This window comes from Acinetobacter sp. Q186-3, from assembly GCF_013420655.1.
Lineage (GTDB): Bacteria > Pseudomonadota > Gammaproteobacteria > Pseudomonadales > Moraxellaceae > Acinetobacter > Acinetobacter indicus.
Window position 1 is genome coordinate 1 of the sequence record NZ_VOXS01000020.1, and the last position, 15,018, is coordinate 15,018.

13 protein-coding genes, 4 tRNA genes and 1 pseudogene are annotated in these 15,018 nt (G+C 47.5%); 6 read left to right on the forward strand and 12 right to left on the reverse strand.

What is annotated here, in order from left to right; genetic code table 11:
• Positions 1-346 precede the first annotated feature (346 nt).
• The 4 genes and pseudogenes from FTT64_RS12695 to FTT64_RS12705 all read left to right on the forward strand — a co-directional run bounded on the left by FTT64_RS12695 (position 347) and on the right by FTT64_RS12705 (position 2,515).
• Entirely contained in the window at positions 347-808 is a 462-nt protein-coding gene (locus tag FTT64_RS12695) for a YfiR family protein (RefSeq protein WP_227554607.1), read from the forward strand.
• Complete coding sequence (locus tag FTT64_RS14490) at positions 801-944, forward strand: hypothetical protein (RefSeq protein WP_160242843.1); 144 nt, start codon at positions 801-803, stop codon at positions 942-944. Before FTT64_RS12695 ends, FTT64_RS14490 begins: the two co-directional genes overlap by 8 nt.
• Entirely contained in the window at positions 941-2,029 is a 1,089-nt protein-coding gene (locus FTT64_RS12700) for a sensor domain-containing diguanylate cyclase (RefSeq protein WP_227554606.1), read from the forward strand. The genes FTT64_RS14490 and FTT64_RS12700 overlap by 4 nt, the downstream gene beginning before the upstream one ends.
• 7 nt (positions 2,030-2,036) lie before the next feature.
• Positions 2,037-2,515 (forward strand): annotated as a pseudogene (locus FTT64_RS12705) (OmpA family protein).
• A gap of 133 nt (positions 2,516-2,648) precedes the next feature.
• Here the strand turns inward: FTT64_RS12705 and FTT64_RS12710 are convergent.
• From FTT64_RS12710 to secA, 8 genes are all read right to left on the reverse strand, one after another.
• A tRNA-Pro gene (locus FTT64_RS12710) sits at positions 2,649-2,725 on the reverse strand.
• A gap of 18 nt (positions 2,726-2,743) precedes the next feature.
• A tRNA-His gene (locus FTT64_RS12715) sits at positions 2,744-2,819 on the reverse strand.
• A gap of 34 nt (positions 2,820-2,853) precedes the next feature.
• Positions 2,854-2,930 (reverse strand) — tRNA-Arg (locus FTT64_RS12720).
• A 41-nt stretch (positions 2,931-2,971) separates the two neighbouring features.
• A tRNA-Pro gene (locus tag FTT64_RS12725) sits at positions 2,972-3,048 on the reverse strand.
• Positions 3,049-3,202: 154 nt separating this feature from the next.
• Entirely contained in the window at positions 3,203-4,270 is a 1,068-nt protein-coding gene (gene nadA, locus FTT64_RS12730) for a quinolinate synthase NadA (protein WP_016658665.1), read from the reverse strand.
• Positions 4,271-4,414: 144 nt separating this feature from the next.
• Complete coding sequence (gene argJ, locus FTT64_RS12735; protein ID WP_016658664.1) at positions 4,415-5,635, reverse strand: bifunctional glutamate N-acetyltransferase/amino-acid acetyltransferase ArgJ; 1,221 nt, start codon at positions 5,633-5,635, stop codon at positions 4,415-4,417.
• 159 nt (positions 5,636-5,794) lie between these two features.
• Entirely contained in the window at positions 5,795-6,148 is a 354-nt protein-coding gene (locus FTT64_RS12740; protein ID WP_152342516.1) for a hypothetical protein, read from the reverse strand.
• A 156-nt stretch (positions 6,149-6,304) separates the two neighbouring features.
• The gene (gene secA, locus FTT64_RS12745; protein WP_005179958.1) at positions 6,305-9,022 is read right to left on the reverse strand and encodes a preprotein translocase subunit SecA; all 2,718 of its coding nucleotides are present in this window, start codon (positions 9,020-9,022) and stop codon (positions 6,305-6,307) included.
• A gap of 339 nt (positions 9,023-9,361) precedes the next feature.
• Here secA and FTT64_RS12750 point away from each other — a divergent pair, with 339 nt between their 5' ends.
• Both FTT64_RS12750 and FTT64_RS12755 read left to right on the forward strand, forming a co-directional pair.
• Positions 9,362-10,003: a peroxiredoxin gene (locus FTT64_RS12750; protein WP_005179960.1), complete on the forward strand. Its 642-nt coding sequence runs from the start codon at positions 9,362-9,364 to the stop codon at positions 10,001-10,003.
• A gap of 121 nt (positions 10,004-10,124) precedes the next feature.
• Entirely contained in the window at positions 10,125-10,742 is a 618-nt protein-coding gene (locus tag FTT64_RS12755; RefSeq protein WP_180182465.1) for a dual specificity protein phosphatase family protein, read from the forward strand.
• Here the strand turns inward: FTT64_RS12755 and FTT64_RS12760 are convergent.
• The 4 genes from FTT64_RS12760 to trpA are packed head-to-tail and all read right to left on the reverse strand — an operon-like array spanning position 10,739 to position 14,737.
• Positions 10,739-11,764, reverse strand: coding sequence for an SPOR domain-containing protein (locus tag FTT64_RS12760; RefSeq protein WP_104473719.1), 1,026 nt, complete (start codon positions 11,762-11,764; stop codon positions 10,739-10,741). The genes FTT64_RS12755 and FTT64_RS12760 overlap by 4 nt on opposite strands.
• On the reverse strand, positions 11,761-13,044 hold the full coding sequence (folC, locus tag FTT64_RS12765) for a bifunctional tetrahydrofolate synthase/dihydrofolate synthase (RefSeq protein WP_160242840.1): 1,284 nt from the start codon (positions 13,042-13,044) through the stop codon (positions 11,761-11,763). Before folC ends, FTT64_RS12760 begins: the two co-directional genes overlap by 4 nt.
• Positions 13,041-13,937: an acetyl-CoA carboxylase, carboxyltransferase subunit beta gene (accD, locus tag FTT64_RS12770; protein ID WP_005179967.1), complete on the reverse strand. Its 897-nt coding sequence runs from the start codon at positions 13,935-13,937 to the stop codon at positions 13,041-13,043. Before accD ends, folC begins: the two co-directional genes overlap by 4 nt.
• Complete coding sequence (gene trpA / locus FTT64_RS12775; protein ID WP_005179970.1) at positions 13,934-14,737, reverse strand: tryptophan synthase subunit alpha; 804 nt, start codon at positions 14,735-14,737, stop codon at positions 13,934-13,936. The genes accD and trpA overlap by 4 nt, the downstream gene beginning before the upstream one ends.
• Positions 14,738-15,018: the final 281 nt, after the last annotated feature.

Sequence of the window (15,018 nt, forward strand, 5' to 3'; positions counted from 1 at the left end):
AAGTCAACATGCAATGTTGATTTTATTTCTAAACTTACCACCTAAACCAGAACTCAACCATTTTAGCTAAATCCTTGTTTATCAACAAGTTTTTATCAACATCACCGCCGATGGATGTGCATTATAGAGCAAATAAAACCTGACACAACCCCTATTTTTAATTATTTTGGAAAATATATCTTAACTGTATTTTTTATGACCAATTTCAGGTTTTTCAGTTTATTTTTTATCCTTTTCTTTCATTTTTATTTTAGTTAGACTGCGGCCATAATTTTATTTTTAATTTTTTATAAAAATGCCTTCTCTCCCCTTACACAAAACACTGTGTTTTTTGCTGTGTTTATTTTTGCACCCTGCCCATGCCAATAGCCCAACCACTGGTGTACCGCAAATGGTGTATGCCATTTTAAGTTATGCCAAATGGGAGCAAAACACGCCGAATATTTGTATTGTGAATAATCCAGCGCTAGCACAACAATTTAAAAGCCAGCGTAGCGCACAGCATGTTTATAAAATCAGCCCACTACAATTAGACGATTTAAAACAGACCAGTTGTCAGGCCATTGTCTTTTCCAACCTAAACCAACGTGAAGAACAGAATATTCTGAACAGTACAGTGCGTTATCCCGCCTTAAGCATTAGCACCACCAATTCAGCCTGTGAGCTGGGCAGCGTCTTTTGCCTTTACCAGAAGAAAAATCAGCAGTATTCATTTAGGGTGAATATGCAAAGTCTGACGCAATCGCAGGTACATATTGACCCCCGGGTATTATTACTGGGTAAAAACGGGGGCCTAAAGCATGAATAAGCCCAAAGCAGTATCGCTACGACGTATTTTCCGTTCGTACCAGCTGGTGATTTTTATTCTGACCTTTGGTTTATGCCTAGGTATTTTTTGTGTGGTGTCTAATTACACCCTGGAAGTTATGCCAAACAGAGTTTGAGTATTTTATCCGGTTCTCTGGCAGAGCGGATTCAGCCCGCTGTGGTCTTTCATGACACCTATACAATTCAGAAGATTCTGACTGAATATGCCGAGCAATATCCGATTCATTCGATTCAAGTCATCGCAACCAATGGTGAGGTCCTGTCGACCATTCATCATCATCAAAATGCGTTACCGTTTATTCAGTATTTACTGGACTGGCTGTATTTTCGTGAGCCGGTGACAGTTCAGATTCAGCATCAGCAGCAAAATTTTGGACAACTGGTGGTCTATGGCAATGCCTCTACCTATGTCAGTTTTTTCTATACCATTCTACTGGCGCTGACTATTAGCTTTATTTTGCTGCTGGCCTTACTGTTCTGGTCGGCAAATGCGGTTTACCGACATTTGATGAAAGCGGTCAATCCACTGGTACAGACCACACAGACCATCAGCACCAATAAAAATTATCAGCTACGCCTCCCCTCGTCTGAAATTTCCGAATTTCAGGAAATTAATCGCGTGGTAAATGAACTGCTGGACAAAATTGAAGCCTCAACCCGGGCGCTACAACATGAAAATTATCAATTGTCGCATCAGGCCCGTCATGATGGATTGACCCAACTCCCTAACCGTGAATATTTCCATCAAATGCTGGCACAGAGTTTTGCCCAAGGTACGCAGGAAAGCATTGCCCTGCTGTTTATTGATAACGATAACTTTAAAGAAATTAATGATCGCCACGGCCATGCCGCCGGTGATGCCGTGCTGCTGGAAATGGCCAAACGCTTGCGCCAAGCGTTAAACCAGCATGATTTTGTGTCCCGCCTCGGTGGTGATGAGTTCGCAATTATTGTAAAAAATATTGAATATCATCATGATTTAATTAGAATAAGTGAAAATTTACTCCACTGCTGTCGCCAGCCTTTAATTTTTAATCATCATCCTATTTATTTCAGTTTTAGTATTGGCATCGCACTCGCGCAGTCAGCATCATCTCCTGAAATGCTGATCAATAATGCAGATATGGCCATGTATAAGGCCAAGCAGCTCGCACAACACTGGTACATTTTTGCAGAGCACGGGCGCATGGCCAAAGGTTAGTTTATTCATGTTAAAACATATTTTTAAAACTGCTTGTCTGCTGCTTGCACTGACTACCCTCAGTGCCTGCATGAGTCTGGGGCAGCTCAATTACAAACAGGCCCGCATGCTCAAGCAGGAAGGTTTTAGCCTGACCAGCGAGGGCTGGAGCTTAGGCCTACCAGAAAAACTGCTGTTCGGTTTTGATCAGGCCGAGATCCAGGCGCATAACCAGCAAGCCTTACAGCAACTCTCGAGCAAGTTGCTGAATATAAACTAGATAAAGTCAAAATTATTGGACATAGCGACAATGTCGGCGACCTGACCTATAACCTGAAGCTGTCCGGAGAACGCGCTGAAAATGTCGCACAGATTTTTATGCAACAAGGCTTTCGACCAAACCATTTACAGGTAATTCCTCGCGGTGCAGAACAACCACTGGTGCCCAATACCTCTCCTGAAAACCGGGCGATGAACCAGCGTGTAAATGTGGTGATTGTGCCTTAAGTATTTTGCCACTTTGTAGAACTAGCCTCTTGCAGAGGCTTTTTTTATGGGGAGATTTGATCCGCAGACTCAAATTTCAGGCATAAAAAAACCGCTTAACGCGGTATCTTTTATCTTTCAACTTTAGGGAAATTGGTCGGAGCAGTAGGATTCGAACCTACGACCCCCTGGTCCCAAACCAGGTGCACTACCAGGCTGTGCTATGCTCCGATGTTCAACTTTAAAAGTTGGGGTGAATGACGGGATTCGAACCCGCGACAACTGGAATCACAATCCAGGGCTCTACCAACTGAGCTACATCCACCATCAATTAGTTCTACAATACCAAGCCACCAAAATGGCGCGCCTGACAGGATTCGAACCTGTGACCATCCGCTTAGAAGGCGGATGCTCTATCCAACTGAGCTACAAGCGCTTAACCGATGATACCAAAAACACATCGTTGCCTTGAGAAATTGGTCGGAGCAGTAGGATTCGAACCTACGACCCCCTGGTCCCAAACCAGGTGCACTACCAGGCTGTGCTATGCTCCGTTTCATCTCAGCTTTTCGTGTATCGCACATCGTGCGGTACGGTGTGCATTCTAGGCGCGACGCCCGTGGACGTCAACACCTATCTTTAAAAAAATATGAAAAATCTCTTCAACCGCTTATTTATCAAGCATTTTAGACATTTTTCAATCAATTTTTAGCGTTTTAGCTGCGCACTGAAGTTTAACATGCGATCGAGCGGTAATTTGGCGCGTTCTGCCAGCGTAGGATCAACAAAAATTTCCTGATCACCCTGCTGTAAAACCTGCAAAATCCCATCTAGTTCGTTCATAGCCATCCACGGGCAATGCGCGCATGAGCGACAGGTCGCGCCTTCACCAGCGGTCGGCGCTTCTACCAGAATCTTGTTCGGTACCGCCTGCTGCATTTTGTAGAAAATCCCGCGGTCGGTCGCCACAATTAAACGCTCATGTGGCAAAGTCTGGGCAGCCTTGATCAATTGCGAGGTACTGCCGACTGCATCAGCAATATCCACCACCGATTCTGGTGATTCTGGATGCACCAGCACCGCTGCATCCGGATAAAGCGCTTTCATTTGTGCAATCCCGCGGGCACGGAATTCTTCATGCACGATACAGGCACCATCCCAGAGTAGCATGTCTGCGCCCGTTTTTTTCTGGATATAACGACCCAAATGCTGATCCGGTGCCCAGATAATTTTTTCACCCAGGCTATCGAGATGCTCGACAATTTCAACCGCACAGCTTGAGGTTACCACCCAGTCGGCACGGGCTTTCACAGCAGCCGAGGTGTTGGCATACACCACTACGGTATGATCAGGATGGGCATCGCAGAATTGGGTAAATTCATCTACCGGGCAGCCCAGGTCGAGTGAACAGGTGGCTTCCAGCGTCGGCATCAGCACTGTTTTCTCAGGTGACAGGATTTTGGCGGTTTCGCCCATAAATTTCACCCCGGCCACCACCAAGGTTGACGCTGCATGATCACGACCAAAACGTGCCATTTCCAGTGAATCCGATACACAACCACCCGTCAGCTCTGCCAGCTCTTGCACTTCAGGATCGCAATAATAGTGTGCCACCAGTACTGCATCACGTTTTTTAAGTTCGGCCTGAATTAAGGCAAATTTGGCCTGCTTGGCTTCTTCAGTTAAATGATTTTCTTTCGGTTCACCCAAACGGTCTAAATGCGCCTGCACAATCGACTTTGCTTCATTGGCAATTAAATTGGTCGCATCATTCATAACAGCGTCTTCTCTATCGAAATGCTTGTTTGCACAAGCAGTTACATCAGCAATTGGTCAGTGTCAGTGCTTGACCAATCATTAAAAATACAGCGTTGTAAAAAAGCCTCACAACGGAGGCTTTTTCAGAAATACATCAGGGACTTAAGAACGGTAGTCTGCATTAATCTTGACATAATCATAAGATAAATCGCAGGTATAGACGGTATCTTGAGCCTGGCCACGACCTAAATCTACACGAATGGTCATTTCCTGCTGCGCCATGACACGTGCGCCGGCTTCTTCGGTATAGTCCGCTGCGGCGCCGCCATCTTTACAGATTTGTACATCATCTAACCAAACCTGAATTTTTTCAACGTCTAAATTTGGCACGCCCGCATAACCAATGGCCGCCAGAATACGGCCCCAGTTTGGATCTGAGGCAAAAATAGCGGTTTTTACTAGCGGTGAATGAGCAATACTGTAAGCAATATCGCAACATTCCTGGGTATTTTGTCCACCTTCGACTGCAACGGTAATAAATTTGGTCGCGCCTTCACCATCACGCACAATCAGCTGCGCCAGACGTGTCATCACCCGGGTTAAAACCTCTAATACTACGGCATAACGCGGATCTTCGGTCGAGCTGATTTCTGTACCACCGGCTTGGCCAGTTGCAATGAAGATACAGGAGTCATTGGTTGAGGTATCGCCATCTACAGTGATGCGGTTAAACGAGACATTAACCGTACTACTCAACAGTTGCTGTACCAGTTCACGGCTGATTGGAGCATCAGTGGCCACATAACCAAGCATGGTCGCCATATTCGGGCGAATCATGCCGGCACCTTTAGAAATACCGGTCATGGTATAAGTGATGCCATCCAGTTCAAACTGCTCAGATGCACCTTTCGGTGTGGTGTCTGTGGTCATAATACCGCGGGCAGCGTCGTCCCAGGCATCAGCACGCAAGCTGTCTAGGGCCGGTTGTAAACCCGCAGTTAAACGCTCAATTGGTAACTGCTCGCCAATCACACCGGTAGAAAATGGCAATACTTCGGCGGTCTGTACACCTGCCAGTTCAGCCAGCTTGGCACAGGTTGCTGCTGCATTTTGCATACCGGTTTTACCGGTTCCGGCATTGGCATTGCCGGTGTTAATCACTAAATAACGTGGATTACCCGCCTGCAGATGCGCTTTACAGATATGCACAGGCGCTGCACAAAAGGCGTTTTGGGTAAACACACCGGCGACATTGGCACCTTCAGCCAGTTCAAAAATAACAAGGTCACGTCGGTTCTTATAACGAACATAGGCTTCTGCTGTCCCAATTCTCACCCCTTTGACCACATGCATCTGTGGCATAGAAACGTCACCTACTGCCATTTTTAAACGTCCAACCAGTTAATAATTCAGTGTGCACAGCTTAGAACAAAATCAGGAAAAAATCGAGCAGAACCCATCATCCACAAAATTGTGGCCAGACTCAACTGCCGTGCAATAAAAAACCAGCCCGCAGGCTGGTTAGTGTTGTGTGCTTGATCCTTAGTTTTTGGCCAGTTGCGCAGCTTCGTTTAATAAAGCCTGTTTGGCTTTTTGCTGGCTTTCTGCAGACAGGGCCGGGTTAGAAGCAACAATGCGGTCGGCATTGGCAGCATTGGCCGGAGCAATGGCTGCAGTCTGGAGCACAATCGGACGTTTATTCGGGTTGGCAAAGGTATAACGGATACCGGTACGTGGGCTTGCAACCGTCACCTGGTCATTATTGACCACTGCTTGGGTGGTGCTTACACCGACTGCGGCCTGTACTTTTGCCGGCGTGGTGGTTTGGGTATTGGCAAAAGCCAAAGCAGGTGCTGCTAAAGCAACAATCAGTAAAGGTTGTAATACTTTTTTCATTGTGTTTTCCACTTTTCGGTGTGCAATGTGCAACTAAATACCATTTAATTTCCTGCACTGCAATCTGTATTCACATCTTGCAAAACTATTCAAACACTTAGCGGAATAAAAAAAGCAGAATCGGAATTCTGCTTTTTGCGAGATGTTTTGAATGGCTTAGATTTTGCCGTGGCACTGCTTGTATTTCAAACCTGAACCACATGGACATGGCGAGTTACGGCTTGCCGGTGGCGTAAACACCGTTTCGGTTGGGGTTGTCTGCTGCGCATCAGCTTCGAAAGTTTCACCGGTCAGACTGTCCACATCGGCATGAGACAGATTCAGCTGCATCGCCTCGGCTTGTGCCTGTTTCTGTGCTTCAAGTTCAGCCAGTTCTTCAGCTGTTGGTACGTGTACGCGGGACAAGTCTGTCACCACATCAGACTTGATCACAGCGAGCATGTTCACAAACAGGTTAAAGGCTTCTTTCTTGTATTCCTGCTCCGGATTCTTTTGCGCATAACCACGTAAATGAATGCCTTGACGCAAGTAATCCATTGCCGCCAGATGGTCTTTCCAGTGACGATCCAGCGAGTTGAGCATAAAGTGACGCTCCAGCATCGCTGCAGATTCATCACCCATTTGCTGACGGCGGCTGTTATAACGAGCCACCAGCTCATCAGAAATACGTTCGACCAGACCTTCTTCATCCAGACGGCGATCTTCTTCTAACCATTGGTTAATTGGCAGATCTAAAGCCAGATCTTCACGTAACGCCTGCTCCAGACCGTCAATATCCCACTGATCATGAATCGACTCTGGTGGTACATAGTTGGCAATCACGCCCTGAATCACTTCACGGTGCATTTCTTCGATGTAATCTTGCAATGAGTTTGCGGCAAGAATTTCATCACGCTGTGAGTAAATAATCTTACGCTGTTCATTGTTGACGTCATCGTATTTCAACAGGTTCTTACGGATATCGAAGTTACGTGCTTCAACTTTGCGCTGGGCATTTTCAATCGAACGCGACACCATTTTGTGTTCAATGGCTTCATCTTCTTTCAGGCCCATGGCACGCATCATGGCCACCACACGATCACCGGCGAAAATACGCATCAGGTCATCTTCAAGTGACAGATAGAAACGCGACACACCCGGGTCACCCTGACGACCGGCACGACCACGCAGCTGGTTATCGATACGGCGTGATTCATGGCGTTCAGAACCAATAATATGCAAACCGCCTGAGGCCAGTACCGCTTCGTGGTTCTGGTCCCATTCTTCTTTCAGACGTTGTTCATCTTCAGGTGTCGGGTTTTCAATTTTGGCCAGCAGAGCTTTCCAGTTACCACCGAGCAGAATATCGGTACCACGACCCGCCATGTTGGTGGCAATGGTCACCGCACGTGGTGCACCGGCTTGGGCAATAATATCGGCTTCACGTTCGTGCTGTTTGGCGTTCAAAACTTCATGATGAATACCGGCCTCTTTCAGTTTGTCCGAGAGGATTTCTGAGGCTTCAATGGTGGCAGTACCAATCAGGATCGGCGCGACACCGGATTCCTGCACGCGCAGGATTTCCTGAATAATCGCATTGTATTTGCCTTCACGATTTAAATAGATTAAATCGTTATGGTCCTGACGGATCATTGGACGGTGGGTTGGAATAATTACCACATCCAGACCATAAATTTCTTTCATTTCTGCCGCTTCAGTATCAGCAGTACCGGTCATACCGGACAGTTTTTTGTACAGACGGAAGTAGTTCTGGAAGGTGGTGGTGGCCAGAGTCTGGTTTTCAGGCTGGATTTCCAGACCTTCTTTGGCTTCAACTGCCTGATGCAGACCTTCAGACCAGCGACGACCCGGCATGGTACGGCCGGTGTTTTCATCGACAATAATCACTTCACCATCATGGATGATGTAATGCACATTGCGCTGATACAGGAAATGGGCACGAATGGCCGCAGACACGTGATGTACCAGATTCAGGTTGGAAGCAGAATACAGGCTTTCCCCTTCTGCCAGCAGCCCCATCTGAATCAGCTCATTTTCTACGGTTTCATAACCGACTTCGGTCATTTCAACCGAACGCTGTTTTTCATCAATCCAGAAGTGACCGCCATCTGGCACTTTCTCTTCTTTTTGCGGATGCAGCTTAGGCGGAATGGTATTAATCGCCGCATACAGCTGTGATGAGTCTTCGCTCTGACCCGAGATAATCAGCGGGGTACGTGCTTCATCAATCAGGATCGAGTCGACCTCATCGATAATGGCATAGGTCAGGCCACGCTGCTTTTTCTCTGCCAGCGAGAACACCATGTTGTCACGCAAATAGTCGAAACCAAATTCGTTGTTGGTCCCGTAAGTAATATCGGCACGATAGGCTTGCGCTTTTTCGGTCGGGTCCTGCATCGAATAAATAATGCCGATGCTTAAACCCAGAAATTCAAAGAGTGGACGGTTGAGCTCGGCATCACGCTGTGCCAGGTAGTCGTTCACGGTAATCACGTGTACGCCTTCACCACTTAAGGCATTCAGGTAACAGGCCAAAGTCCCCATTAAGGTTTTACCTTCACCGGTACGCATTTCTGCAATTTTACCTTCGTGCAGGGTAATACCACCAATCAGCTGTACATCATAATGGCGCATGCCCATGACCCGTTTCCCGGCTTCACGGCAGACTGCAAACGCTTCTGGCAATAACTTATCTAGACTTTCGCCCTTGTTATATCGTTGTTTGAATTCTTCGGTTTTTGCAGATAAGTCTGCATCGCTTAAGGCTGATATCGTCGGCTCGAGCGCATTAATCTTGTCTACGATTTTACGCATGCGTTTGAGTTCGCGCTCATTTTTGGTACCGAAGATTCCTCCGATCAGACTTGCCAACATGAATAGACTCTCTAAATCTTGCTTGTCAAAAGAATAATTTGTTCTCAGTCGTTATTATGGTGCTAGAAATTTGAAGTACAAGGGTTTTGCACACAACCCATCAAAAAATTCTGATGATTTCTATCCGCACAGCGAAGCTAAGGCAAAATAATGTAGCAAATTTTAATCGGATGATATAGTCAAAGCATGACAATATGACTGCATGTTTTTTCAGCATTTCATTCAATCATTTATTCAATATATTCATAAAGAATTACAAAAAAAGTATTTTCAATGCTAAAAGAATTGCGCCATAGTCAATTCCATCCCCCAATACAACAACGATATGAGGCAGTTAAAATGAGTTTACGATTAGGCGATACCGCACCCGACTTTACTCAGGAATCAAGCGAAGGCACCCTAAACTTTTATGAATTTCTGGGCGACAGCTGGGGCATCCTGTTTTCACATCCTGCCGACTACACCCCGGTCTGCACCACCGAACTGGGCTATACCGCAAAACTCAAACAGGAATTTGAAAAACGTGGCGTCAAGGCCATTGCCCTGTCGGTCGATGATGTCGAATCACACAAAGGCTGGATTAATGACATTAACGAAACCCAGAACACCAGCGTGAATTTTCCGATTATTGCCGATCAGGACCGTAAAGTATCGACGCTATATGATTTTATCCATCCCAATGCCAGCGAAACCCTGACGGTACGCTCCCTAGTGATTATCGACCCGAATAAAAAAGTGCGTTTAATTATTACCTATCCGGCCTCTACCGGACGTAATTTCCATGAAATTTTACGCGTGGTCGATTCCCTGCAACTGACCGACAACTATAAAGTGGCCACCCCGGCCAACTGGCAAGAGGGTGAAGATGTGGTGATTGTGCCTTCACTGCAAGATGAAGCCGAATTAAAACAGCGTTTCCCGAAAGGCTATACCGCAGTAAAACCGTACCTGCGTTTAACCCCGCAGCCGAATCGTGACTAAATAATCAATATCCGTTCATCTTCCTGTATGCCTGTCTTCGGACGGGCATTTTTTCATGGTACAAGGTCAGCACCTCAGCCGTGCTACACTGGAATGACCCAGCACAACCAATTAAAACACTATGCCCAAAAATCTGCTTGCCCTGGTCCTGACCTGTATTTGTTGCACGGGCTGCATGACCACACCGGCCTTGCCTGAACAGCAGCGCCCGAGTGCCTGGGCTCAACCGCTGGATGCACAGCACAATTTTTATCAGGTCAGCCCGATGCTATATCGCAGCGAACAGCCCGATCAGCAGCTGGCAGCATTGTTACAACAGCATGATATTGATGTGGTCATCAACTTGCGTCCCAAAGCGGCAGAGGCGGAACCGTTGCAGCAGCATGGATTGCAATCGGTGCATCTACCCATTCATACCTGGGCCATTGACCGGGAAGATTTATTGCAGGTGATGCAGCAGATTCAAAGCGCCCAAGCCCAACAGCAAAAAGTGCTGATTCATTGTTATCATGGTGCAGACCGGACCGGGGCCAGTGTGGCCATGTACCGGATTATGTTTGAACACTGGCCGGTGGAACAGGCGCTGGCAGAAATGAAATATGGCGGCTTTGGTTTCCATCCGATCTGGGTCAATATTGATGCCTTATTTCGCCCCGAAAATATAAAATGGATTCGACAGCAACTGTCGAATCCATCGAATGAGAACTCACGGCAAGATACCGATAGACTGGACGACTAGTTCCGCTTGTCTAATGGCACCCAGTCAATCACCCAGGCTGATTTCATGTTCAGGCTGGCATCTGCTGCAATTTTCTTGCGTGCTGCATCGGCACTTTCACGGTCTTTGGATGGCCCGACCATAATCCGGATCCCTTTAGAGGTCGGACTCTTGGTGACTTTATAGCCTTTGGCTTTTAAGCGCGCGGCCAGTGCATCGGCATTGGCCTCATTGGCGGCCAGTGCCACCTGCACCATCCACTGTTTGCCATCATCTTCGCCTTCCAGCAGTTTACGTGCTTTCTCGGCTTCAGCTTTCTTTTTGGCTTCTTCTTCGGCTTTACGTTTGGCTTCTGCCTGACGTTTTTCCTCAGCTTTGCGCTTCTCTTCTGCAGCTTTCTGTTCAGCAGCCTTACGTTCCTGCTCGGCCTTGCGTTTGGCTTCTGCCTGACGCTTTTCTTCGGCTAAGCGTTTTTCTTCCGCAGCTTTTTGTTCTGCTGCTTTTTTCTCGGCAGCAGTACGTTCCTGGGCCGCTTTCTGCTCGGCAGCTTTTTTGGCTTCAGCTGCTTTTTGCTGTTCCAGCTTTTTCTGGGCAGCCAGTTTTTCTTCAGCCAGACGTTTTTGTTTGGCCTGCTCATCTTCAACCAGCTCTGGCGGAATATTGTCGGAACTTTGCTGCTGGCCATTACGTAGCGCATTTAAGGCCGCATATTCTTCTGCAGCCTTACGGGCGGCTTCAGCTTCTGCCTGCTGCTGCATGGCCAGGAATTCAGCTGCACGCGCTTCCTGTTCGGCCACAGCTTTTTCACGAGCACGGCGCTGCTCTTCCAGCAGACGTTTTTCAGTTTCTACATCTACCGTTAACGGTTGTAGCTGAATCATTTCGGCTTCAGGCACAGTATTTTGCTGTAACTGTTCGACCCGTTCTGGCGTTTTGACATTATTTTGATGTATTTCTTCTTGGCCTTTCAGGAGTAATGCTGCCAATAACACACCACCACCCAATAAAACAACGCCGCCCATCCAGCGCTGTTTGTTATTCATTGACATTCTTCCAAATACTCCCATACCGCTTCTAAGGTATGAAATGATCCACATACCAAAATCAGCTGATTATTGTTCGTTTCATCCAGCGCTGATTTAAAAGCTAATTGAACACTATCAAAGTGCTGTACTGTTTCGCCCTCGAGAGCCGCATCCAGTTGTGTGATGTCTGCCGCACGAGGAACATTTAATTGTGCAATTTTCCACATTAAAACATGTTCTTTCAATAAGGCAACGACAGAATTCACATCTTTATCGGCCAGCATGGAAAACACACTGATCACTTCGGTGTACTGTTTATTGTAATTTAAATAATTTCGCAATTGCTTTAACAAAAACTCTACACCGTGCGGATTGTGCCCGGCGTCAAAGATTACGGTCTTGCCGGCAATCTGGCGAATTTCAAAACGGCCCGGGAGCTGGGCCTGTTGGATGCCTTCGGCAATCGCCTGCTGCTGGATGTTCAGACCGCTAAGTAACACGGCGGCAACTGCGGTCGATATATTTTCCAGCGCCAGCGTGCCAAGCGGTAATTTCAAGGTGCTGCCACTGCTGGCAAATAACCAGGACTGGCCATCTGCAGCGGTGCGATAAAAATAATCACGATTGGCGACATACAGCGGGGCCTGACACTGTGCTGCCTTGTCCTGAATGGCTTGCGGTAATTCCTGCACGCCGCCAAAGATCACCGGAATATTCGGGCGGATGATGCCGGCTTTTTCAAAGGCAATTTTTTCAATGGTATCGCCCAGCCAGTCGGTATGATCCAGCCCGATATTGGTAATCACGGCCACATCGGGATGTACCACATTGACCACATCCAGACGGCCGCCCAAGCCAACTTCCAGCACCCAGACATCACAAGCCTGCTGTTTAAAAATGACAAAAGCCGCCAGCGTGGTGGCTTCAAAAAACGATAAACTTAAATTACAGTCACGACGCGCCTGATCAACCTGTACAAAGGCCTCAATCAGTTGCTGGTCATCGACCTCGACGCCGCCCAGTTTGACCCGTTCATTAAAACGGTAAATATGCGGCGACTGATACAGCCCCACCTGATAACCCTGAGCATTTAAAATCGCGGCCAAGGTGGTGGTGGTGGAACCTTTGCCATTGGTGCCCGCGACGGTAAACACTTTTGCGTCCGGGTGAGTGACGCCCAGCTTTTCAGCCACAGGAATCACCCGTTCCAGACCTAAATCAATCCCTGTAACGTGAACATGGCTCCAATAATTGAGCCATGTTTCTAAAGAGTCGGTTGCAAGTGGTGCTGTATTCAAGACAAATTCATCAGTTTCGTGACAATGCGATATACAGTATCACGTAATGCATGACGATGAACAATCTGATCGACCACACCATGATCAAGCAGGTATTCCGCGCGCTGGAACGGTTCATCCAGTTTTTCACGTACGGTTTGCTCAATTACACGCTTACCGGCAAAGCCAATCATGGCTTTTGGTTCTGCCAGATGAACATCACCTAACATCGCCAACGATGCTGTTACGCCACCATACACCGGATGGGTTAAGACCACGATATACGGCAAGCCTGCTTCTTTTAAACGCTGAATGGCTGCTGAAGTACGCGCCATCTGCATTAAAGACAGCATGCCTTCCTGCATACGCGCACCGCCCGATGCGGCAAAGCAGATTAACGGCTGACGTTGCTGAATGGCACGTTCCGCTGCAAGCACAAAACGGTCACCGACTACAGTGCCCATAGAGCCGCCCATAAAGTCAAATTCAAAGGCACAGGTGGTTACCGGCACGCCTTTTAATAAACCTTGCATGACCAGTAAAGCTTCAGTTTCACCGGTTTTCTTTTGTGCTTCGGCCATACGGTCCGGATACGGCTTGCTGTCCACAAATTTCAGTGGATCTTTGGCAGAAAATTCCTGACCCAGTTCGGCATCGACCTGATCGAGGAACCAGGTTAAACGGTCACGCGCTTTCATGCGTAAATGCTCGTCACATTGCGGGCAGACATAGGCATTGAAAGACATGGCTGTACGAGTCACCAGTGCATGACATTCCGGACATTCGATGGTTGGTTCGGTGAATGTCGCCTTTAAGGCTTGCTGCTCATCCGGTACATGAATTCCCGGTACGCCGCGTTCTGTCCACGGCGTAGTTGGGCTTAAGATTTTCCCTGGCTTGACTTCTTGACTCATACTAACTCATCGAGCGCGGCTCGAAGCTCCTTGACTTTATTAACCGTTTCAACCACGGCTTGTTCTGGTTCGAGGTTGGCAAACTGTTTTACGAAAGCACTGCCGACGATGACTGCATCTGCCACGGCACCCATGACTTTGGCAGATGCCGCATCACTGATACCGAAACCGACACCAACCGGTACATCGGTGACTGCCTTGATTTTCTCAATCCGCTGCGCCGCTTCAGAGACATCTAAAGTGGCTGCACCGGTCACGCCTTTGAGCGACACGTAGTAAATAAAGCCGCTGGCCTGTTTCACTACATGCTGGATACGCTCATCGGTAGAGGTTGGTGCCAGCAGGAAAATCTGGTCCATATCGTACTGCTGTAAGATCTGGTCTAAATCGGCAGCTTCTTCTGGCGGCAGATCCACCAGCAAGACACCATCTACCCCACATTCATGCGCATAGGCGACAAACTTCTGGTAGCCAATGACCTCAACCGGGTTTAAATAGCCCATGAGCACCACTGGTGTTTCCGTGTCTTTTTGGCGGAATTCCTTGACCATATTCAGTGCATCGAGGGTATTGGTTCCCCCTGCCAATGCACGTTCTGCAGCCAAGGCAATGACTGGACCATCGGCCATCGGGTCAGAGAATGGCAGTCCAAGCTCAATCACATCTACACCCGCCTCAACCATTTGATGTAACAGCGGTACCGTTACCTGTGGCTGTGGGTCACCTGCCATGACATAAGATACGAGGGCCTTACGTTGTTGAGATTTCAACTGTGCAAATCGGGTGGCTAAACGTGACATAGGGCTGTGCTTTCCTTGAATAATTCAAAACTGATAAGTTGCTATTGTCGAAATACAGGACATCGCATTGTAACGCTATTTTTTGCTCATTGAACAGAGCACAGCTGGTCGATGCCCGATTTCATCAGCAAAGCGCGAATTCCAGAACAACCCGAAAGCTACATTTACCGATATTTCGGTTTTTTTCTCAATGATCAAAGATGCCTAATTTCGCTATTCCCAGCAATCTCAAGCAGTTAGAAAAACCCAATGACTGAGCAAAAAAGATGATAAAAATAGGA

Coding starts and splice junctions, on each gene's coding strand:
- FTT64_RS14490 (WP_160242843.1), top strand. CDS start 801: ATGAATAAGCCCAAAGCAGTATCGCTACGACGTATTTTCCGTTCGTAC.
- nadA (WP_016658665.1), bottom strand. CDS start 4,270: ATGAATGATGCGACCAATTTAATTGCCAATGAAGCAAAGTCGATTGTG.
- argJ (WP_016658664.1), bottom strand. CDS start 5,635: ATGGCAGTAGGTGACGTTTCTATGCCACAGATGCATGTGGTCAAAGGG.
- FTT64_RS12740 (WP_152342516.1), bottom strand. CDS start 6,148: ATGAAAAAAGTATTACAACCTTTACTGATTGTTGCTTTAGCAGCACCT.
- secA (WP_005179958.1), bottom strand. CDS start 9,022: ATGTTGGCAAGTCTGATCGGAGGAATCTTCGGTACCAAAAATGAGCGC.
- FTT64_RS12750 (WP_005179960.1), top strand. CDS start 9,362: ATGAGTTTACGATTAGGCGATACCGCACCCGACTTTACTCAGGAATCA.
- FTT64_RS12755 (WP_180182465.1), top strand. CDS start 10,125: ATGCCCAAAAATCTGCTTGCCCTGGTCCTGACCTGTATTTGTTGCACG.
- FTT64_RS12760 (WP_104473719.1), bottom strand. CDS start 11,764: ATGAATAACAAACAGCGCTGGATGGGCGGCGTTGTTTTATTGGGTGGT.
- accD (WP_005179967.1), bottom strand. CDS start 13,937: ATGAGTCAAGAAGTCAAGCCAGGGAAAATCTTAAGCCCAACTACGCCG.
- trpA (WP_005179970.1), bottom strand. CDS start 14,737: ATGTCACGTTTAGCCACCCGATTTGCACAGTTGAAATCTCAACAACGT.